Annotated in this window: 17 protein-coding genes and 2 pseudogenes; 16 read left to right on the top strand and 3 right to left on the bottom strand. The window is 37.0% G+C overall.

Features of this window, described 5'->3' with window-relative positions:
* The first annotated feature begins 240 nt into the window (after positions 1-240).
* From gss to P4S65_RS07430, 12 genes are all read left to right on the top strand, one after another.
* Entirely contained in the window at positions 241-2109 is a 1869-nt protein-coding gene (gene gss, locus P4S65_RS07480; protein ID WP_337119867.1) for a bifunctional glutathionylspermidine amidase/synthase, read from the top strand.
* A gap of 135 nt (positions 2110-2244) precedes the next feature.
* Entirely contained in the window at positions 2245-2613 is a 369-nt protein-coding gene (locus tag P4S65_RS07475; RefSeq protein ID WP_149606479.1) for a DUF2237 family protein, read from the top strand.
* A gap of 234 nt (positions 2614-2847) precedes the next feature.
* Positions 2848-3372 (top strand): DNA starvation/stationary phase protection protein Dps, encoded by a 525-nt coding sequence (gene dps, locus P4S65_RS07470; RefSeq protein ID WP_096792511.1) that lies wholly within the window; start codon positions 2848-2850, stop codon positions 3370-3372.
* 621 nt (positions 3373-3993) lie between these two features.
* A complete protein-coding gene (locus P4S65_RS07465) occupies positions 3994-6933 on the top strand; it encodes a TonB-dependent receptor (RefSeq protein WP_337119866.1) in 2940 nt (979 codons plus the stop codon).
* A gap of 288 nt (positions 6934-7221) precedes the next feature.
* On the top strand, positions 7222-8940 hold the full coding sequence (locus P4S65_RS07460) for a SulP family inorganic anion transporter (protein WP_337119865.1): 1719 nt from the start codon (positions 7222-7224) through the stop codon (positions 8938-8940).
* 697 nt (positions 8941-9637) lie between these two features.
* Entirely contained in the window at positions 9638-9817 is a 180-nt protein-coding gene (locus P4S65_RS07455; RefSeq protein WP_337119864.1) for a hypothetical protein, read from the top strand.
* A 166-nt stretch (positions 9818-9983) separates the two neighbouring features.
* The gene (locus P4S65_RS07450) at positions 9984-10961 is read left to right on the top strand and encodes an MvdC/MvdD family ATP grasp protein (protein ID WP_337119863.1); all 978 of its coding nucleotides are present in this window, start codon (positions 9984-9986) and stop codon (positions 10959-10961) included.
* A 2-nt stretch (positions 10962-10963) separates the two neighbouring features.
* Positions 10964-11857 (top strand): SDH family Clp fold serine proteinase, encoded by an 894-nt coding sequence (locus tag P4S65_RS07445; protein ID WP_337120743.1) that lies wholly within the window; start codon positions 10964-10966, stop codon positions 11855-11857.
* The gene (locus P4S65_RS21875) at positions 11858-12358 is read left to right on the top strand and encodes a MauE/DoxX family redox-associated membrane protein (protein ID WP_442961858.1); all 501 of its coding nucleotides are present in this window, start codon (positions 11858-11860) and stop codon (positions 12356-12358) included.
* Positions 12359-12377: 19 nt separating this feature from the next.
* Entirely contained in the window at positions 12378-12929 is a 552-nt protein-coding gene (locus P4S65_RS07440; RefSeq protein ID WP_337119862.1) for a hypothetical protein, read from the top strand.
* A complete protein-coding gene (locus P4S65_RS07435) occupies positions 12898-13221 on the top strand; it encodes a hypothetical protein (RefSeq protein WP_337119861.1) in 324 nt (107 codons plus the stop codon). Before P4S65_RS07440 ends, P4S65_RS07435 begins: the two co-directional genes overlap by 32 nt.
* Positions 13170-14534, top strand: coding sequence for an ABC transporter ATP-binding protein (locus tag P4S65_RS07430; RefSeq protein WP_337120742.1), 1365 nt, complete (start codon positions 13170-13172; stop codon positions 14532-14534). The genes P4S65_RS07435 and P4S65_RS07430 overlap by 52 nt, the downstream gene beginning before the upstream one ends.
* A 106-nt stretch (positions 14535-14640) precedes the next feature.
* Here P4S65_RS07430 and P4S65_RS07425 read toward each other — a convergent pair whose 3' ends face one another.
* Positions 14641-15255, bottom strand: a complete 615-nt coding sequence (locus P4S65_RS07425; protein ID WP_337119860.1) for a response regulator transcription factor — start codon at positions 15253-15255, stop codon at positions 14641-14643.
* Between the two features lie 33 nt (positions 15256-15288).
* Complete coding sequence (locus P4S65_RS07420) at positions 15289-16377, bottom strand: sensor histidine kinase (protein ID WP_033029928.1); 1089 nt, start codon at positions 16375-16377, stop codon at positions 15289-15291.
* Positions 16378-16703: 326 nt separating this feature from the next.
* On the opposite strand from P4S65_RS07420, the pseudogene P4S65_RS07415 reads away from it, so the two are divergent.
* The 4 genes and pseudogenes from P4S65_RS07415 (at position 16704) to queG (ending at position 20919) form a co-directional block, all read left to right on the top strand.
* A pseudogene (locus P4S65_RS07415) lies at positions 16704-17568 on the top strand (DMT family transporter).
* A complete protein-coding gene (locus P4S65_RS07410) occupies positions 17565-18269 on the top strand; it encodes a glycerophosphodiester phosphodiesterase (protein WP_337119859.1) in 705 nt (234 codons plus the stop codon). The pseudogene P4S65_RS07415 and the gene P4S65_RS07410 overlap by 4 nt, the downstream one beginning before the upstream one ends.
* A gap of 60 nt (positions 18270-18329) precedes the next feature.
* A complete protein-coding gene (locus P4S65_RS07405) occupies positions 18330-19547 on the top strand; it encodes a methyl-accepting chemotaxis protein (RefSeq protein ID WP_007376955.1) in 1218 nt (405 codons plus the stop codon).
* Between the two features lie 239 nt (positions 19548-19786).
* A pseudogene (gene queG / locus P4S65_RS07400) lies at positions 19787-20919 on the top strand (tRNA epoxyqueuosine(34) reductase QueG).
* 243 nt (positions 20920-21162) lie between these two features.
* On the opposite strand, the gene P4S65_RS07395 reads toward queG, so the two are convergent.
* Positions 21163-22290, bottom strand: a complete 1128-nt coding sequence (locus P4S65_RS07395; protein WP_337120741.1) for a response regulator — start codon at positions 22288-22290, stop codon at positions 21163-21165.
* Between the last annotated feature and the right edge of the window lie 31 nt (positions 22291-22321).

Genomic DNA, 22321 nt, shown 5'->3' with positions numbered 1-22321 from the left:
TAAGATTTAAAAAGTAATTATTACGTCAAAAACATTACTAATTTTCAACCAACTACAAGTTCAAATAATCACCAAACCTAATGCTATTAATAAAGGTTCTCCCCCGCATTTTCACTCTTTAATGAATGAGTAATTTTTTACTCATTTTCCTTCGTAAAAACATATTTTATATCTTGCTATAACGCAGTTTCGCTCATATAGTCAGCAAATTATTACACCTTATTTTGAACACCTTTGTTTATGAAATCTTCTGCTCCTGCTAGCGTTTTTGGTACCTTATTAGGTTATGCACCAGGTAATGTTGCTGTTTACTCATCTGATTATGATACGGCTGATGAAAGCATTTATCCTAATCGTAGCGCCTATCGTAGTTACCTAGACGGTATTTACATGGGCTATAAATGGCAATGCGTTGAGTTTGCCCGTAGATGGATGTACCTCAACCATGGTTATATTTTTGATGACATAGCCATGGCTTACAATATTTTTGAGCTGCGTTCAGTGCGCGATGTAAATAGCCAAAATAGACTGCCACTAAACGCGTTTAAAAATGGTGCTAAACATCACCCTCAAGTAGGTAGTTTACTTATATGGGAAGAAGGCGGCGAGTTTGAAGAAACAGGCCATGTCGCTGTCATTGTTGAAGTGCATGAAGATAAAATACGTCTTGCTGAGCAAAATGTAGGGCATCAAATATGGCCAACAAATCAAAACTGGTGCCGTGAACTAAAAGCAAAAGTAACTAAAGATGGCGACTATTGGATTGAGTGCTCTTACAGCGACGCCACTATTTTAGGCTGGATGACACAAACTGATGAAACAGAATATGCTGAGCCAACGTCTGAGCTAAACACTGATTTATTTATTATAGAAGCCTATAAAGCAGTAGATACAGGCCAAGCAAACAAGTCATGGTTAAATATTGCGAATGACGATGAAGCTGCCTACGTAGAAATGATGCAAGGCCATAAACTCACATCAGTAGATGAAGATCAGCATAATTACTTTGCAATATCTCAAACGGCGCAGCAAAGCATTGAGCATGCAACAAATGAGCTGCATGGCTTATTTATGCATGCAACCGATTATGTACTGCAGCACCCTGAGTTATTAAAAAAGTTTAATTTACCCGATGTTGTGCTTAATAAAATTCGCCAATCGTGGGATAACCGCTTAAACCAATTAATTACCAGCCGGTTTGACTTTGCCTTAACAGCAGCAGGTTTAAAAGTTTACGAATACAATTGCGATTCGGCATCGTGTTATATGGAAAGCGGCAAAGTTCAGGGCAAGTGGGCAAAACACTTTGGTGTTAAAGCAGGTGTAGATGCAGGTCAAAACTTATTTAAAGACCTCGTAAAAGCATGGCGTAAAAGTGAAGTGAAAGGTCTTGTTCATATTTTACAAGACGATGAACCAGAAGAACATTACCACGCATTATTTATGAAAGAAGCTATTGAAGCCGCGGGCTTTGAGTGTAAGTTAGTAATTGGCTTAAGCACACTTCGCTGGAATGAATCAGGCAACATAGTAGATGCAGATGGCGCACAACTTAGTTACGTATGGAAAACCTGGTCGTGGGAAACCGCACTTGATCAAATTCGTGAAGAATGCGAAGCCGACCAATCACTAACTGATAACTTTGAACCACAATTTCAAGCTGGTGAAACACCACGCTTAGTCGATGTACTACTGCGTAAAAACGTGATGGTATTTGAACCACTGTGGACATTAATCCCAAGTAATAAAGCCATTTTACCAATACTTTGGAGCTTGTTCCCTAATCATAAGTATTTACTTAATACCGCGTTTGGGCTTAACGACGAGTTATTACAAACCGGTTATGTAGTTAAACCAATAGTAGGACGCTGTGGCGCTAATATTCAACTTGTTGATGAACAGCAGCAAGTTATAGAAAAAACAATGGGGCACTTTGCCGAGCAAGACCAAATATACCAACAACTATTTGCACTGCCCAAAGTAGATGACTACTTTGTACAAATATGTAGTTTTACAGCCGCCGGAAAATACTCTGGTGGTGGCGTACGTGTTGATAAAAGCATGATCATAAACGGTCATAGCGATTGTATGGCGCTGCGTATTAAATAATAAACAATACTAAGCCCGCAATTTGCTGCGGGCTTAAGTTTGTGTAGCCCTTCCCTCTTTTAAGTTTTATAGCTATCTCAAGCGAGTTACTCCTGATAGAGTAAATTTATTAAACACCACAAATTAAGGTATTTCATGGCGAATCAATTTAATGTACTCGGCACACGCTTAAAACTATGTTGCGGTAATGGTGGCTACACACGTGAAGGGTTTTGTTATGTACCAGAATCAGATCTTGGCAATCACAGTGTGTGTGCAATTATGACTGATGAGTTTTTACAATTTTCAAAATCACAAGGTAACGATTTAATAACCCCGAACCCTCTTTACGATTTCGAAGGTTTAAAAGCCGGTGATAAATGGTGCTTGTGTGCAGTAAGATGGCTTCATGCTATTTCAGCAAACGTTGCGCCACCGGTGGTACTTGAAGCCACAAATAAAAAATCATTAGAAATAGTGCCGCTCGATGTTTTGAAAGCGCACGAATATATAGCCAACGTTTAAATACACCTAAGAGTAACTAAATCGAAGTCTGCATATTTTACAAATATATGCAGGCTTTTCAAAAATCCAATCTCCTCTTCAGCCTTAAAAACCTTAAATTAAAATATAACCATTTGTTTTTAAATTACTTTTCAAAAAAATCAACTTACGGCATAGCAGTTGCTTTATTAAGCTTAAGTCACGCTCATCACGCAACATATATATGAGCAACACATTAGTTAAGTAGGAGAAATTATGAGTAACAATAACGAATCAAACAAAACAACTAAATTTACCGCGCCAGGTATGAGTGACGAATCAGCTCAAAAAACAATAGCTACCCTCGATAACCGCATGGTTGCATTGATAGACTTACAACTAACTTTAAAACATATTCATTGGAATGTAGTCGGACCTAACTTTATTGGCGTACACGAAATGATAGACCCACAGGTAGACATTGTGCGCGAAATGACAGACACCATCGCTGAGCGAATTGCGACTCTTGGTGGAGTACCAGTGGGCACTCCAAAATCAATTGTAGATCGCCGAACATGGAGCGAATACTCAATTGGTAAAGGGCTAGTGACCGAGCATTTAGCTGCACTTGATAAAGTATATAACGGCGTTAATGCCGATCACCGCAAAGCAATTGAGACTCTTTCTGAACTAGATCCGGTCTCTGAAGATATGGTCACCAGCCAACTGGCTGATCTAGAACAATTTCAGTGGTTTATTCGAGCCCACTTAGAATCATCTACAGGCGAACTAAAAAGCTAATATATTTAAGCTAAGAAAGCCCAGCATTTATATGCTGGGCTTTTTTTTGCGTAAAAATCACTCTATTTATAATTACATATAGACGTGTATCAGTAAGCTCTAATACAAAATCCATATAAAAACAATAGAAAATTGGTATTACCAAAAAAAATAACCAAAATAAAATTGAATGATTTTATACTCCTCATTATTTCGCAAGTTTATAAGCCGTACTCAACCTTTAATGAACACCTCATTATTTTAACATCACTTAAAAAACAAACTAAATACATATAAAAGTGCCGCTAAAAGTTCAAAAAAACGCTAAAAATGATATTAAATAGTACAAAAAATATAAAAAATGCCCCTGGTAAACATACTTTAATAAAACTCACTCAAAATATAAAAAACAAAAGTAAACCATAAGCCGTTAAATTTATTAAATATAAAAAAATAAATGAACACTTTGTAATACATTTTGTGAATTTTTGGTAAACAAAGGTTGTAATAAAAGCTGAATTGGACTAATTTCAACCATACCACCTGTATGACACAGTACAGGGAAAAGCAGTTAAATTGGTTAACCAAACCAAGTAACAACACACACAATGACGTTAAGTCGTACCCAAACGGGAGAGATACATGAAACTCAATCAAATTACTTCAACATTAACTAATAAACATAAAAGAAGTAGCTCTACAACAATCAGTGCCGCAGCCCTTTTATTAATGGCTTCTTCTAATATTGCAGCGCAAGAGGCTCCAACTGCTTCAGAAACCGCATCTGATGATATTGAAGTTATTGAAGTAAAAGGCATGCTAGGTAGCATGAAAGCTGCGGCAATGCTCAAACGTACTGATGGGCGTATTGTTGATGCTATTGTTGCTGAAGATATAGGTAAATTACCAGACAATAACATTGCAGAAGCACTGCAACGTATTACTGGCGTATCTATTAATACCGACTTTGGTGTGGGTGACAGTGTTTCTATTCGTGGCTTACCTCAAAACCGTGTTGAATTAAATGGCCGCTCTACAATTGGTGACTCTCGTGACGGTATTAGTTTGCAAGATTACCCATCAAGCTTCTTAAAAACAGTAGAAGTAGTTAAATCGCCTACTGCCGATATGATTGAAGGTGCATTAGGCGGAACAGTGAGTTTAAAGACAGTTCGCCCACTAGAGCTGGATAAGCTAACCGGCGCAATCTCTCTTGATGGCGAATACGCTGATAAAACAGAGAATATTGCACCTATTTTTAGCGGCTCAATTGGTAACAATTGGGACTTTGACGAAATGGGTACTTTTGGTGCCATTGCTATGTTTTCATATCAAGATCGTGAAATTCGTCAAGATGAAACATCTAGCCGAGTTAAACCTCAAGATATCGAAATTAACGGTCAAGAAGGTAATACACCTAGTGGTAATGCCATTGTTAGAGATGAGCACAGTGTTGAACAATACGTAGAAAAACGTGAACGTACTGCTGTAAATTTATCTCTTCAGTGGGCACCAACATCTGGTAACGGCATGGTGTACCTTGATTTAAGCGGTACTAAGCGCTCTGGCGAGCAAGCTGGTAATTCTATTTTAGGTGTCGTTGGCTCATTATCAACAGATGCAAACACAACTCAAGGTGCTAACGGCGTAAACAACTACACACTAACAAACGAATTTGGTATCCCAAAAACATACAGTGACTTTCGTGAAACCGACTCGTTTTCAAATGCACTTGGTGCAGAGTGGAACCTTACTGACAGCATAAAAATCTCTGGTGAAATTGCGGTAGCATCATCAGAAAGCGTAAGGCCTGATTCTGAATTTACACTTCGTCCAATCGAAAAGTCGACCTTTGAAGCTAGCGGAGGGGTTGATTTAGTAAATCATTTATATGATGGTGCATTTTCGCAAAACGGTAATAAATTACCAAGCATCATTCATTCAGATCCAAATGCATTTACCGACCCACAAAACTTAGCATTACGTACTTTTAAAAGTGAAGATAAAAGAACAAACAATGATGAAACAGCGGTTCGTTTTGATATTGAAATGTTCGAACCTCTCAGCAGCTTAAGTTGGGTATCTAAAGTAAAAGCAGGTGTACGTGTTACTAACCGTGATTACGAATACGAACAATACAAAGTAGAAATTAAAGACATTTATAAAAATGCATTTAATGACTCAGATGGTTCATTAGCTACTTTATGGGTTGATGATTTCAATGCTGCATTTCCTGATAGCTTTACTACCGTTAGCCACGACAACTCTTTTGACCAACTAGGACACTCGGGGCAAAATGACCTACTAACTTTTTTAAGCTATAACGGTTTATCTAACCCAGCAAATACTTATGCTCAACTTCAACAATTGCTTGTAGGCACTAACCTAGCTTCAACGGGCAGCCTTTCAGACAACCAAAAGTTTCAAGATAGCGCATACCGCAATGTGGTTGAAGATACAGCCGCAGTGTATGTATCTGCATATTTAGATTTTGATGATATCACCGCTATTGTAGGTGGTCGTTATGTAACTACAGATCTTGAATCAAGCGTGTTCCTCAATGGCGAAAAAGTAACTGGCGACAATGACTACAGTGACTTTTTACCAAGCTTAAACGTTACTTATAACTACTCAGATGAAACACTATTTCGTTTTGCTGCAGCAAAAGTTATGCGCCGCGCTGACTTTAGCGAGCTAAGCCCTGCGTTTGACGTTAACAACGACATTACGGGTGCAACGCAAGGCTCTATTGATTTAGAACCATACCGTGCAACACAATACGACTTATCTGTAGAGCATTACTTTGATGAAGGAAACGTACTATCTTTCGCAGTATTTTATAAAGATGTTGAATCTTTCTTAAGCAACGAAAGTAGTTGTGTCGCTTCATCAAGCACTACTGCTGGTCAAAACGTGACTCAGTGGAACCAAGTATGTCAACTTGATGCAGCGGGTGTATCTCAAGACAATTTAGTTTACTCTGATGCAACTGACTTTCCAGTAGATGCTGACGGCTTTAACCATGTTGCAGGCTTACGCGACGCAGGACTAACGGGTATCGATACTGTTAAAAATGTAAATGGTGAAAACGGTTCAGTTCAAGGTTTTGAAGTGGGCTACCAGCAGTTCTTTACAAGCCTACCAGGTGCATTTTCTGGCTTAGGCATCAATGCAAACTACACATATGCAGATAGTGAGCAACCAAATGGCAATCCGTTATTAGATATCTCTAAAAACACTTACAACTTACAAGTATTTTGGGAGTACGAAGGGTTCTCTACTCGTATCGCTTATAACTATCGTGACAGTTTCTTAGATACTGAAAACGAAAAACGTGTAGAAAATATTAACTCCAATGGCAGCATTTCTGAAGATGGCACTGTTTATGGTAATAACTACCGTGACGATAGAGGTCAGTTAGACTTCTCTGCAAGTTGGGACATTAACGAAAACATTACGCTTGTTGGTAATGCAACGAACTTAACAGGTGAACCTTCAATCTATCTATCTGAACTAGGTGGTGCTTGGAAGTACACTGAAGCGGATCGTCGTTACAGCTTTGGTATTCGCGCAAAATTTTAATATCCCCCTAAAGTTTAGCCTGCTCCTTATTTTTATGAGCAGGCACTTTTTAAAACTATAAAATGGCGCGCGTGTTATCACAACGCAAGCGTCATTTTTTATATCTGTAATTTAACTGTTTTTCAGCATAACAATCCCACATTAATTATCAGCTCGTGTTTTAAAGTAATTTAAAATCATTATTAATTTAAATCATCCCCATTTATTAAAATAACCCCGTGCCCGCTATACTTATTTGAATATTAAATTTACTATCAAAACGTTGTAACTATTAGCAGGAAAACTAAAGTGCTGTCGCGTTTATATAATTTTATGCCCGGTTTAAATACATTGCTGCACTATGAACGCCAATGGTTTGCTGATGATGTAAGGGCGGCGCTATCGGTAGCTGCCGTAGCTTTACCTGTTGCCATTGCTTACGCACAATTAACCGGTGTTAACGCCGCCGTCGGGTTATATTCTTGCATACTGCCAATGATGCTATATGCTCTTTTTGGCACTTCTAAACAACTAATAGTCGGCCCTGATGCCGCAACCTGCGCCGTTATTGCAGCAGTAGTAACACCTCTTGCTGCAGGTGACAGCTTTAAGCATTGGCAACTTGTTGTCACCATGACCGCCATGACCGGCTTTTGGTGCTTTATAGCCAGTAAATTTAAGTTAGGTGTATTAGCCGACTTTTTATCTAAACCTATTTTAATAGGCTTACTAAACGGCGTAGCTATCACTATTATTGTTGGTCAATTTTCCAAAGTATTCGGTTTTACCTTTGACGAGCGCTACTTACTTGAACGCCTAGGTGGCGTAACCACATACCTAGCACAAACACATGTTCCCACCTTATTAATGGCCTTGTTTACACTTGCTGTTTATTTTGCCATGAAGCGGATAAAGTCCACTTGGCCTTCGTCTATGTTCGCCATTACATTCGGTGCGCTTTTGGTATGGATTTTTGATTTAAAACAGCTTGATATAAAAACTATTGGCACCGTAACTGGCGGGCTTCCCGTTTTTAATACGCCAGTTTTTGATTTAGGAATTATTCGTGAGCTGGTGGTACCCGCACTTAACTTAGCCATTGTGAGCTTTGTAAGTATGATGCTAACTGCCCGCAGCTTTGCAGCTAAAAATGGCTACGACATAGACGCCGATAAAGAATTTAGAGCGTTAGGTATTGCCAATATAGCGTCAGCTCTTTCGCAAGGTTTTGCCGTCAGTGGCGCCGACTCACGCACCGCTGTTAACGATGCAACAGGTGGTAAAACGCAGTTAGTATCAATGATAGCAGCGGCCATTATTGCTGTCATAGCTGTATTTTTAACAGCCCCACTTGAATTTATTCCAAGCGCAGCGCTAGGTATTGTACTTATTATTGCCTCTGTTCATTTACTCGATTTAAAAGCTGTTTGGCAATTAAAACAAAAAGATAAACAGGCATTTTATCTAGCCTCGGCCACCTTACTTGCGGTGTTATTTATTGGTGTTATCCCTGGCATCACGCTTGCTGTATTACTGGGACTATTTCAGTTTATCCGCACAGTAATGCGTCCAACTGACAATATACTAGGCGTAGATATAAACGGAGTTGTAAGAAGTTTAGATGCAACAGATAAAGCAAAAGCAGTGCAAGGTGTGTTTATTTATCGTTTTAATTCCCCTCTAACTTACTTTAATGCCAGCTACTTTAAACGCAGATTACTTGAGCAATACGCAAGACAAAAAGACGACACTCAGTGCGTAATAATTGATGCTGTACCCTGCTTTACTCACTTAGATTTAAGTGTAATGGCCATGCTTGCCGACTTAGACATTATATTTAAAAAGCGTGATATAAGGCTTGAACTAGCAGGTAGAAAACGCCAACTGCTTTCATGGTTTGAAATTGCAGGAATGACATCAGATAAAGAAGGTATATACATTCACTCCGACTTATATATCGCCTTAAAAAGGAACAGCGTAAGCCAGCACTCTTTAGAAGTTAGTTTATTCGAATCAGCTCAAAACTAACGTACTACATAAATTTATTAGGAAAAAACACTGTCACCAACCGCTCCTAGACATATAAAATGAAGGGCATGAGGGAAATACATAACTATTATAATTAGTCTGTTTTTTTGCTTTAAAATATAGGGCTATGTTCAGCCCTATTTTATAGCCACCCCTTTACTTCGTTATTTACTAACTTTAAGACCGCCGCTTGCAAGTTTAAATACTCTTTACTGAGAAGGTTCGATTTATCACTGCTCTCTCTTTATTACTTTTATTAAAATAAAAACACTAGGGCGTGTTGACCTTTGTGGGTTGAAATTCGTTCAATCTAGGGGCTATTTAATCGCGGCGCGAGGTTTGTAAACTAGTGGGCTAAGTAAAAACCGAGAAACAAAGAGTTAATCGTCCCTAGAAAGAACTCAAAGGGCAGCGCATATTTGGCATTTATGCTGCGTTATCACCTATTTATGGGGAATAACCACACCACATAGACTCTGCCTTGCCTAAATACCAAACAGTCTGCTGTAAAATCAATCACGAAAGGTCAACACGCCCTAGTCATTAAGTATATCGCGTACCGGCTGTACACAAAATCAAACACAACCCCATATTAACAAAAAAACAATAAAATAACATATTGACCTAAATGAGAAACGGGTGTAGTGTTTTTTTTGACCTAAACAAGGTCAATCATAACTAACAAAAGGAAATAATTATGAAAAATACAAAACCGTTTGCATTTGCTGCAGCAAATAAAAATGCTGTAAAACAGGAAAAAAATGGCAAGCTGAAAATAAAGCAGCTACAGCAGGTTGCTCTGGACCATGGGCTCGAGCTGACGATCGCTGGCATGGGAAAGACAATGGTATCTGGTGTTAAACTAGCACTTATTTAAAACGACAATCAGCGGTTTTATTGTCGTTTCATTCAAATCGACATTAATTTATAGAACTCTTTAACTAATATATACATTATAAATCTCTATAAATAAGAATAATAACATTTAACTAACCCTCCAAAATCCTACTGTTGGTTACCTCTCAAAATGCATCGGAGTGCACATGAAATCAATATTGATTATAAGCCACAGTGAAGACTATCACGTAGAAAAAGCGATTGAAGTGTTAAAAAGTAAGAATTCAAATTACTTTTTACTCGAATTAGACCAATTCCCAAAAAGCTACCTGATAAAACAATCAGTTGGAAACAACGAGTTCTCAACCACCCTTGAAAATATACACACAGGACAAAATATCAACTTTTCAAATATAGGTTCTATTTGGTTGCGAAAACCAGCTAATTTTTCTTACCTAGTCAGTGATATGGAACAATCTATTGAGCAATTTTCTAATCAAGAAACAGAACATGCTTTATTTAGCGCTTTATACGGCATCAACTGCTTTTGGGTAAGTCACCCTAAATATTTACGTGCATCGATGTGGAAGGGAGAGCAATTACAAAGAGCCTTAACATTAGGCTTTAAGATCCCTGACACTATAATTAGCAATGATCCGAATGAAATTAGATCATTTTTCTTAAAGCACAAAAAAGTCGTATATAAAGTAATGTCAGACCCTGTAATTACAAGCCAAAAAATGCAAAGCCAAGGGGTTGCGACAACACTAATCGACGAAAATATGCTTAATGATTCTGACTCATTACGCTTGCTACCTAATCAATTTCAGGCATATATTGAAAAAGCATATGAGTTAAGAGTAACTATTATTGCTGGTAAAGTGTTCGCAGCAAAACTTGACTCACAATTACACCCCGAAAGCCAAGTAGACTGTAGAAATTTAAATGTGCAAGTGCCAATGTCAGCCTATCAACTCCCTGAAGAAATTGAACAAGCTTGTTTAGAATTCGTAAACAGTTATCAACTTACTTACTCAGCATTAGATCTAATTGTCACCCCTCAAGGTGAATATGTTTTTTTGGAAAACAATCCAAATGGACAATACCGTTTCGTAGAAGAAAATGTACCAGAGCTAAAAATAACGAAATCATTGATTGAAGCATTAGAGGAAGCTTGTAAGTGAATATGCCTGAGTTTAGTCAAAAATTACAAGATGTAGCGTCCCCAGTAATAGCAAAATTAAGTGAGCAACTAGGCAAAGAACAGCAAATTTTAGTCATTGCTGCATCACACCTTGATATGGACCTTTTACCTCAGTTATATAATCATTTAAATATATTGGGCTTTACTAACACCCTAAATGTTTTACTTTATACTCGAGGCGGAGATGTTAATGCGACGCGAAGAATTGCTTTATTACTAAATGATTACTGCCATAATCTCAATATTATTGCACCTCATTACTGCCAATCATCAGGGACTTTATTAGCGCTAAGTGCTAATGCGGTTTACTTTTCTCCTTTATCTATTTTTTCTGCTATTGATCCACATCTTCATGGTGGGCAAGGAGAGCAAAATACAGCTTTATCCAGTGCTGATATAAAACTGTTTAGTGATATGTCTAAAGACTGGTTTAATACTGAAGTTGCAGATAAAAGTAATATGCTAAGTATGCTCTGTGAACACATATTCCCACCAACTTTAACGACATTCTATCGCACAGTACTTGAAGTTAAAGAAATAGCACAAGAGCTGTTAAAGCTAGCAGGTCAACACTGCAAAACCACACAAAGCAAAATAATTGATACATTAATGTTCAGTTATCACAGTCATGATTATGCGATAACTGGTACGCAATTAGCTAAACTCGATTTACCTTTTAAAACCGATCTAAGGATAAACGCAGCCACTTGGCCTTTAGTAGAATTTTTTATTTTGTACCTCGGTGGTGGAAACCGTAATGAACTAAATGAATCTTGGTGTGATTCAATCATAGTTTGCGAAAAGAGCAGCAGTAGTCGCTGGAAAGATATGTCTGGACTAAACCCCAAATGGTCTATCTATGAGGAAGATAAGTAAATGTCTTTGTTGAGTACATTCGGCGCAATGTTATTAGCCCTTACTTTTTTATTTGCAGGAATTAAAAAGTCTATTATTTTTAAAGAGTTTCAGTCTACGTTAGAGCTGTCTTTTAAGGTACCTAGAGCTTTTAGTAAATTCGCCGCATTTACTATTATCACATGTGAATTAGCCATTCTCCCGACATTACTACTCCCGACTAAGCCTCTGATAATATATCAATTAATCAGTTTTATAATGCTCATTTTTGTTTTCATTCCACTATACACTTTGATGACAGGAAAAGTTATTCAGTGCAATTGTTTTGGTGAAAGCAGTGTATTAGATTGGCAAGACCTTCTTCGTAACACAATTCTATTTTTGGCAAGCTTACTATTGTGTATAGCACCGCCATTACAAATCTTTAATCTACAAATACTAACTTTATTTTTTTTAGCTTTAACCCTAGTTAATCTCATAATCAATCTTAAATCTATCAGCACTTTTTTACATTCGGAATAAACATGCAACTTACTGAAGAATGGCAATACATTATTATACTTTTAGCTTTTTTTACCTTTGTAAATATTTCATTAAACATAGTAATGCTAAAAAATTTGTCAAAGCTAAAGAGCAGTTAGACGCTCCCTCTTTTAATATTGAAACATTTCCATCGCTTCAAGCTATGGAGCTGCATACTAAAAAGCATATTTATACAGATATTAATATACCAAGTGCATTAATTTTTCTTGCTACAAATTGTCCCAAATGTAAAAGTAAAATCACTATGCTGGAGAAGCTTGCTGTTCATGCACAATTAAATGGTGTTTCTCTTCATATTCTTTTGCATGAACAAATGGAAAACATTGGATCTTTTTTTGCCCAATCAACTTTAACTCGCTTAATTTGGCAGCTTAATTACTCTGATTATAAATCAGTTAACCCTCATGAAATTTCGCCTGCCTATTTATTTATCAATGAAAATAGTGAAGTAGAGGGTCAAGGAATGATAGATGATGAAAATTGGCGTTATTTCAAACAACAAATTTTGGGTGAAAAAATTGAACAATCCACATTATTTGCAACGAATTAAGCTTCTCGCCCCTTTTAAACTTCAAGCATTTTTTGCTTTTTTAATTATGCTAATTACAGCTTTTATCCAGCTTACATTACCTAAGCTAGTCAATTATTATGTTGATGGAAGGGCTCCATCATCGTTGTTAGAACCTTTTCACTTTTATGTATTGATTACCGTCATCCTGTTTTCATTATTAAGTGCTGTTCGTTTCTATTTATTTGAGCGCCTTGGTATCGAGGTAATTACTCATTTTAGATTAAAGTTACATCAAGTGCTGATAAAAAAACTGCCAGTTACTATGATGTAAACAATACGGCTGAGCTCGCCAGTAGAATTAATTCAGACACCCAAAGTTTAAAAGATGTCCTCACAACTAGTGCTGCGCAAGCAATGCGCTCTATAGTTGTAGCTATAGGTTGTATTGTGATGATGTTCACTCTCTCTGCAATACTTTCTTCAGTATTATTCTTCTGCATTCCTACATTTATTATTGCAACTAAGTTGTTAAGTAAAAAGGTAGAGGCTTTATCTGATCAAGAGCAAACAGCCTTAGCTAAAACAAATAAAGTGGCATTTGACAACTTAAATGGGCATACATTAATAAAATTATATAACTGGTTTCAAGCAAGCCAAAATAGATATGCTCAAAGTAATCAACATTATGTGTCGTGTGCTAAAAAAACCGTTTCAGCTATTGCTATTTTCCAAGGTTTTTTTAATTTTTTAATCTTTAGTAGCCTAATTTTAATGCTAATTTTAGGTAGTCATCTTATTCAAAAAAATACATTAACCGTAGGTGAGCTCGCTTCATATGTGCTGTATTTGGGAATGGCATTTACAAGTTTAAATATGTTAGCTGGGTTTTGGGCGCAATGGGTTCATTCATTGGGAGCCACTCGCTATTTATTTGAACTATTAACTAATAATTCAGACGCCGAACAACAAGACGGTCAACAAGCAATTGAAATGGGAAATATTAGCTTTAATAATGTTGTTTTTTCTTATCCTAACAACCCTGAAAAGAAAGTATTTAATATGCTTAATATCCATATTAAGCAAGGAGAGAAAACAGTTATTAGAGGTCCTTCTGGTAATGGTAAATCGACCTTAGCCAAACTTTTATTAGGGTATTATTTACCAACAAGCGGGGAAATAACAATTGGGGAAAAATTGTTAAATAAGCATACTATTGCTAGTTTTCGCAGCAACATTGCTTATGTAGAACAGGAACCTATTTTATTCTCTTCATCGATAATTGAAAACCTACTCCCAGATGTAGGGGAAGAACCAACACAAGAGCAAATGAACAAAGTTATAAATGCATGTAAAAAGGCTAATGCCCATGAATTTATCGAACTTTTACCTAATGGTTATTTTACGCCAATTAGTGATCGGGGAAATCAATTATCTGGAGGTCAAAAGCAACGTATTGCCATTGCCAGAGCAATACTGCAAGAACCAGAACTGGTTATTCTAGATGAATTCACAAGCGCACTCGATTCTAAAAATCGACATTGTATAGAGCAAGCAATGGAACAGTTATTACTAAATAAAACAGTAATCATTATTACCCATAAAGAGTCGCAGTTCGAAAGGGCTGACAACTTAATTATGCTTTAGGATAAATCATAGTATTCGATTCACATGGGTAATATACTTCAGATGTTGATGAAGTATATTACTGTAATGATCAGCTATAAAGTCGCCCACCTTAAAAAGTTATTCTCTATAGCCATCCTTTTTGTTTCGCTATACGTGCTGCATCTATTCGGTTTGTGGCATTTAATTTAGCTATAGCATCCGAGAGATAATTACGTGTAGTTCCCTCGCTTATAAACAACTGCTTGGCTATTTCACTCGTTTTAAGGCCATCGCTTGCGAGTTTTAGTGCTTTGCGCTCTTTATCTGTAAGTGGATCGGAGTCATCCAATGCATTAATAGCAAGTTCTGGGTCTATCACTTTTTGCCCCAACATTACTTTTTTAAGTGCATTTACCAAATCTTCACTTGGTGCTTCTTTTAAAATAAAGCCTGTAACACCAGCCGAAAGTGAACGTCTGATGTAACCCGCGCGGGAAAACGTAGTCATTATTACTACTTTAATTGATGGGTGTTTTGCAGCTATTTGTTCACTTAGTTCAATGCCATTTATATTTGGCATTTCAATATCGCTAAGTACAATATCTGGTAGTAATACGTTTGATAAACTAGATAGGTGATCAAGTGCAGCTTGTCCGTCGCACGCCTGGCCTATTACTTCTATATTAAAGTCGAGACTTAGTAATGCTGATATAGCATCGCGAACTAACCCTTGGTCTTCTACTAAAAATACTTTGATCATACTTTTTCCTTTACTTGGTATTTTTAACTTTGCTTATGGCAAAGGAATGTGTGCTGTCAGTTTAAATCCATTTTGAATTTCAAATTTCACTTGGCCATTTAACTTTTCTACGCGCTGTTTAATACCCGTTAAACCATTGCCAGGAGTGATATTTTCACAATCACCGTTATTAAATAAATTTAGCGTTATGCTTTGTTTAGTTGATGTGAGATTAATATCGCATTGATTGGCTTTACTATGACGTAAAATATTCGTCACGCTTTCTTTAATAATTAAACACAGCTCGCTTTCTATTACTGCAGGTAACACCGGTAAATTAAGCGTTACATTAGTGATAATGTTTTGCTCCTCTAAGCGCTGTTTTAGTTGCTCAACTTGCCCTGTCAGTTGCTGCTGTTTTAAATCGGTTACAGCGTGACGAACATCTGATAAAAGCGCACGGGCTAAATCGGCTACTTGGGTAATTTCATTTCCAGCTTGTTCAAACCGCTCAGCGTTATGTAATTTGTTGGCAAGCTCGGCTTTTAGAGCTATTGATGAAAGTGAATGGCCTAAAATATCATGTAAATCACGAGCTATTCGCTCTCGCTCTGCAATTGCTGCTAATTGCTCTAGTTGGTTTGCATTTTCTTGTTCACGCTTTTTATATTGACGCTCCCTTCTTGCTGCAATGCCGTAGCTAAATAACGCAGCGCATAAAATTAAAGCAATCGCTAAAAAGTACTGAACCTTTCCTATATCACCAATATATGCGCTTAATAAAACCGAGAATATAATCGCTAGTGCAGCATAAACTCTTTGACGCTTGCTGTATGCATAGCCTGCTATATAGGCTGCAAAGCCAAACAAGGTAGGAGTGCCAGTGCTGTAAAAAGTAGCACTGAAGCAAATTAATAGCATTGCTAAAAATAACTTAGTTACACCAGTACCTTTACAATTTATTGCTTTTACATATAAAAGAATAAAAGCAATATAAAAAGCTAAGGAAATAACGATTTGCTCACTCGTGAAATGAGCAAAATCGATTATCATCGGAAGTAAGTAAAAGCCAGTAAAAATTAGATGTCCATATTTCCAAAAACCTTTATCGCTTTGCTTAGAAAAGACACTAAGTGAACTCATGCTAATACCTCTGGTATATTATTTTTATTTATAATTTTGTTTTTATTACTAAATATAAATAACACGAAAATACATATCAGCATAAAGCAATATGCGTCACTAATAGTAAAATTTAATGTTTCTAGCGCTTCACTAAGAGTCAAACTAAATAAAATTAAGGAATTCATAACTACCTCCAATTAAGTAGAGTAATTATGCCAGTGTGCAAAAATAATGTGAGTGTTGAATGTCATTAACTTTACTGACATTTGTCATGTATTAAAAAAATCATCTCAAGAATTTTTAACCGATGCTAATATGCTAAAAAAGCATAACAAGGAAACTCAATGCAACCCCAACAGCAAAGCCTGCTTTATTTACATATTGCCGTATTACTTTTTGGCGGAACCGCTCTATTTGCAAAGCTCATTGGCTTAAATGCACTTGATATAACCGTCTATAGAACCGCAGTTGCTGGCATTGCGATTTGGTTTTTGCTAAGTATGCAAAAAAACCTATTAAGCTTAATAAACCTAAAGATTATTTAATGGCTATATTGCTCGGTGTGGCGGTAGGTATACATTGGGTTACCTACTTTGCTGGTATGCAAATGGCGGGTATAACAATTGGGATGCTCGCATTTTTTAGTTATCCAGTAATTACTGTATTTTTAGAGCCTTTATTTAATAAGAGTAAACCCAAAGCTAAAGATATACTTAGTGCAGCGGTGGTTATATTAGGTATTTACCTTCTTGTCCCTACTGCCAGTTTAGGTGACGACGTAACTCTTGGAGTGATAACAGGCGTAGTGTCAGCATTCTTTTTTCAATAAGAAACATCACTCACAAACGTTACTTTAGCCAATACGGTGGCCCACAAACTATGTTTTATCAAACCTTGGTTGCAAGCCTTATGCTATGTGCATTTATAAAAGTACCTGTGTATGAAATAAGTAACCATGATTTGTTATTAATTTTGATTGCAGGGGTAATATTTACAGCTACGCCTCATTCACTATTTGCAGCCAGTTTAAAACATTTATCTGCTGCTACTGCTGGGCTCATTTCTTGCCTTCAACCTCTTTATGGCACACTATTAGCGATTATTATAATACATGAACGCCCATCAGCAATGACACTAATAGGTGGCACATTAATTGTTAGCGCCGCCTGCTTTGAAACTTGGTCAATCACAAAAAAGGCACGTAAATGAAAGTATTTGCACACAGAGGCGCAAGCGGACATTTCCCAGAAAACACCAAAAGTGCTATTTTAGAAGCGCTAAAAATAGGTGTAGATGGCATTGAAGTAGATATACAAAGTGCTATTGATGATTACATGTTAATCCACGATTCATGGCTTGATAGAACGACTAATGGCACAGGTAAGGTCAATGAATTTGACGCTGTAACAATAGCCAAGCTTGACGCGGGAAATGGTGAGTATGTACCTAACTTACAGCAGTTATTAGATTGGAATAACGATAAAACATTACTCAACCTAGAGCTTAAGCATACTTTTGAACTTGAAAAACTTGCGATTCAACTTGAATACAATATAAGTATGGGAAAAATATCACGTACCAATATTTTAGTATCATCGTTTGATCACCATCAATTACTGTGGCTTAAAAACCGTTTACCATGGTTAAAAATAGGCGTACTGACGTCTTCTATACCTATAAGCTATGCAAAATTTGCTGAAGATTTAAATGCCTATAGTGTGCATGTAGATAAAAATTTTGTTAATAAAGCATTTGCTAATGATGCAAAGCAACGCGGACTAAAAATTTATGCCTACACGGTAGACAAAGAGCAAGATATAGCACAAATGCTCGAATATGGTTTAGATGGGATTTTTACCAACTACCCAGCACAAACTAAAGCATACTTACAATCGTTAGATCATAGTTAAACACATCTATACTCCTTACATAGAACGTAAGAGCACTAATACCATAAAGGTTTCAGTAAAATGAGTAGCTACATGAAAATTTATAATTACATCGAGCAGACCTTCTTTTTCACATTAACACGTAAAATTGTAGGCAATCTAAGTTTTGTATTTCTATTTCAAGCCATCACTCTGTTTTGGTTGTACCAAAGCCTTAGCGAACAACAAAGTACAGAGCTATTTTGGCTTTTAACACTAGTAATTGTTATGGGGTTTGGTTTTACACTTTCGTATATGCGTTTTTTAATCGTGCGTCCTATTACCGCGATGCGCGATACACTAATAAAAATAAACCAACAAGATGCTAATTTAGCCGCAAAACTTCCGCATTTTTCGTATGATGAATTTAGAGATTTAAGTACCCAATACAATACTTTCACCACTCACTTAGGCGAACTACTAAATACAACTTACAGTAGCGCTGAAGCCAGTGCCAATAGTAATAAAGCCGTTACCGAGTCAATGAAAAATACGGATAACTCAAGCGAGCAACAAATACATTTAAGCCACAGTATAATTAATGCGAGTATGCAAATAACGCAAAGCTTACAAAACATAGTCATTAATACCGACAGTGTCCATAACGTTAATAATGAACATCTAAACTTTGTAAAACTCTCAGCTAAAGAGCTTTCAGCGCTTGTCGAACAAGTTAAATTAATCACTAATATGCTAGGTAGTTTTTCAAATACGGTCGCAGGTTTAAAAGAAAACAGTGAAAATATACGTAGTATTTTAAAAATGGTTGAAGAGTTTTCAGATCAAACCAACTTATTAGCACTAAACGCTGCAATAGAAGCAGCCCGAGCAGGTGAAGCTGGACGAGGCTTTGCTGTAGTTGCCGATGAAGTCCGTACGCTTTCTATAAAGGTAAGTGGCGCAACAAGACAAATTAGTGATTTTATTACCCAAATGAATGAACTAGTAAACGAAACAAATAAAGAGTCAGAGCAACTGATCACCCACTCTAATAGTGCACAAAGTGCAATTAGTGCAACGTCTGACGGGTTTAGCAAGATGCTTAATGAATTTGAGCAAAATCAGCAACAATTGAAGCAAATAGCCAGTGCCGTGCATCTGCTTGAGCAAACACAAACTCAAACTCATCAATCTGTTGAGCAAATTGTAGAGCTAGGTGAGCAAGCTAAGCAATTAATCGACACTGCTGTGGCCGATAGCGAAAACTCTCAGCAGCTAAGCTTACAAACTCAACAACAGTTAAAACGTTTTGTACTGTAGCAAAACGTTTTAACTTATTAGAGCCTGTTGGCCTTTTAGGATTAAAATTTTTTCTACCTAAAGACAGCGCATGACAGGCATCTATGCAGCGTTATCGACTATTTATGGGGAACAACCATACAACATAGCTTTGCCTTACTTAAAAACCAAACTCACTGCTTTAAATTCAACCCGAAAGATAAACAAGCCCTAGTAAATATGGTAAATTACGCAGCTATTAATTTAAGTGTGTAAAGTGTGTGAGCAACCCAACCCCAGACTATGAAAAATTAGCCCTGCAAATAAAAACTTGGGGACAAGAGCTTGGCTTTAGCGAAGTGGGTATTACCGATATTGACCTAAGTAAGCACGAGGCTCAACTGCAACGTTGGCTTGATGGTGGCTTTCATGGTTCAATGGACTACATGGCTTCACACGGCATGAAACGCGCTCGCCCAGCTGAATTAGTACCTGGCACACAACGTGTAATATCAGTAAAAATGAATTACCTCCCACCCGATGCTGGCTTTGCAAAAACCTTAAAAAATAAAGGAAAAGCATATATAAGCCGCTACGCACTGGGTCGTGATTATCATAAATTAATGCGTAATCGATTAAAAAAACTCGGCCAAAAAATAGAACAAGAAATTGGTGAATATGGCTTTAGACCCTTTGTAGATTCAGCCCCAGTACTTGAACGTCAACTCGCCGAGAAAGCGGGTTTAGGTTGGCGTGGTAAGCATTCTTTATTAATTAATCAAGAAGCAGGATCGTGGTTTTTTTAGGCGAGCTATTTATTGATTTACCACTACCAATAGACGCCGAAAACACCTTTGAAGGCTGCGGTAAATGCGTTGCCTGCATCACTCTTTGCCCAACAGGCGCAATTGTAGAGCCTTATGTCGTTGACGCACGTAAATGCATATCGTACTTAACAATAGAGCACCAAGGGCCCATTCCAGAGCAATACAGGACTTTATTGGGTAATAGAATTTATGGCTGCGATGATTGTCAGTTAGTATGCCCTTGGAATCGTTATGGCCAAATTACTGACGAAAACGATTTTCACCCGCGCACTCAATTAAAAGACAAAGATTTACTTGAGTTGTTTGCTTGGGATGAAGCTACTTTTTTAAAAAATACCGAAGGCAGTCCTATTCGCCGTATTGGTCACGAACGTTGGTTACGTAACTTAGCAATAGGGTTAGGTAATGCACAATTTAGTCCCGCTATTATTTATGCCTTAGAAGACAAAAGCCAAATATGCAGTGAACTTGTTTTAGAGCATATTGAATGGGCACTTTCCCAACAAAATGATAAACAACGAGTAGCGCTTCGTAAAACAGCTAGGTTAATCAGAATTGTAGAAAAAGGCTTACCCAGAGATGCATAATGCAGTTGGTGTAAGCCTTTAAAGTAACATTATTTAGTTAAGTATATTTAACCTGAACTCTGGTTAAGAGATTCACTAACGTTTTGAATAATAACTATATTTAAACTTATTCCCTCTAGCCAGAGACTTCCAGTAAAACAGGCGAACTTGCATGTCAATCGCGGGCCTATTGCAAGAAAATTCAACGCAGTCAGTGCTGAAAGAACTGCTTAAGATAGATTTATTATCCAGTTATCAAGTTACTTAGCTCTTTAAAAGTAATGACAGGTCTTGTTCAATCTCAGCAAAAGAGGCTTTAACTTCTTGAACTGACTCCTCTCTTGAAATTGAATTTTGAATTGTTTCATCTACTTTTTTGTAAATAAAAACCTCTTGGTCCTCATCTAATCCCATTGTTGGTATTCGCACTTCAAGATCTTCTTGTAGTTGCTTAAAAACTCTTTCGTTATTTTTACGATTATCGTTAAGTAAGCCAATTAAACTATGAAATTTACTATGTACGGAATTTGCGACCGTATTTAGTCGTTCTTGTTGGGATACAAGTATTCTTTTGGTCATTATTGCTCGTAATTGCTGCTCTGTGACACTGACAATAAAACATACGTGGTCACGAATTCGTCCATGCTTATCTGGATCATGATCCGGCATATTTAAAACCAGTAAGCTTATGTATTCGTAGTTAACCAAAATTCGATGTGAAAATTCGTGCAACCGACCTTTACTTTTAAGCATTTCAAATAGTTCAATAACAATCGGTGAACAAACCCCATGTAATGCAAAATGATCTATAACATTCGCATATCGAAACTCTACGTTACTTTGCAAATTAAAAGACTGTAGACAATCTATGAGCGCTTTTCCTAAACTTTGGGGATCATTTATAAAACCAATATTTTCAACATAATTAACTATTTGCCCCATTTCACTACTGTTAGCCATCGCATTAAATGCTGTAGAAGTTGCATCTTCAACTTGTTTTTCAAGACTCTCTTTCTCTACCAACACTTGATTCAAATTATTTAATTTAGACTTGAGTTCGTCATGTCCAAACGGTTTAACAATATAATCTTCTGCACCAACAGAGTAACCTTCCATACGTTCCTCAACCGTCCCCCTTGCTGATACAAACATCACAATTATATGCGCGGTATTTGGGTTGGATTTAAGGCTCTTACAGACTTCGTAACCATTCATTTGTGGCATACTCACATCCAGCAATATAACCTGAGGCATATAGTCCTCTACCATACTCAAGCACTCTGGACCGCTAACGGCTACCTTTAATTCAAAATCGAGGTCCTCCAGAATCTCTTCTATAATTTCAAGATTAAAGGGTTCGTCATCCACTGCGAGTATTTTTGTTAAAGCCATCGTTTCATCATCCATTTAAATTCTAAATATG

This window comes from Pseudoalteromonas sp. B131b (assembly GCF_037162545.1).
Taxonomy (GTDB): domain Bacteria; phylum Pseudomonadota; class Gammaproteobacteria; order Enterobacterales; family Alteromonadaceae; genus Pseudoalteromonas; species Pseudoalteromonas fuliginea.
The sequence above is the reverse complement of the archived record's forward strand: the minus strand, read 5'-3'. Positions and strand labels throughout refer to the sequence as shown.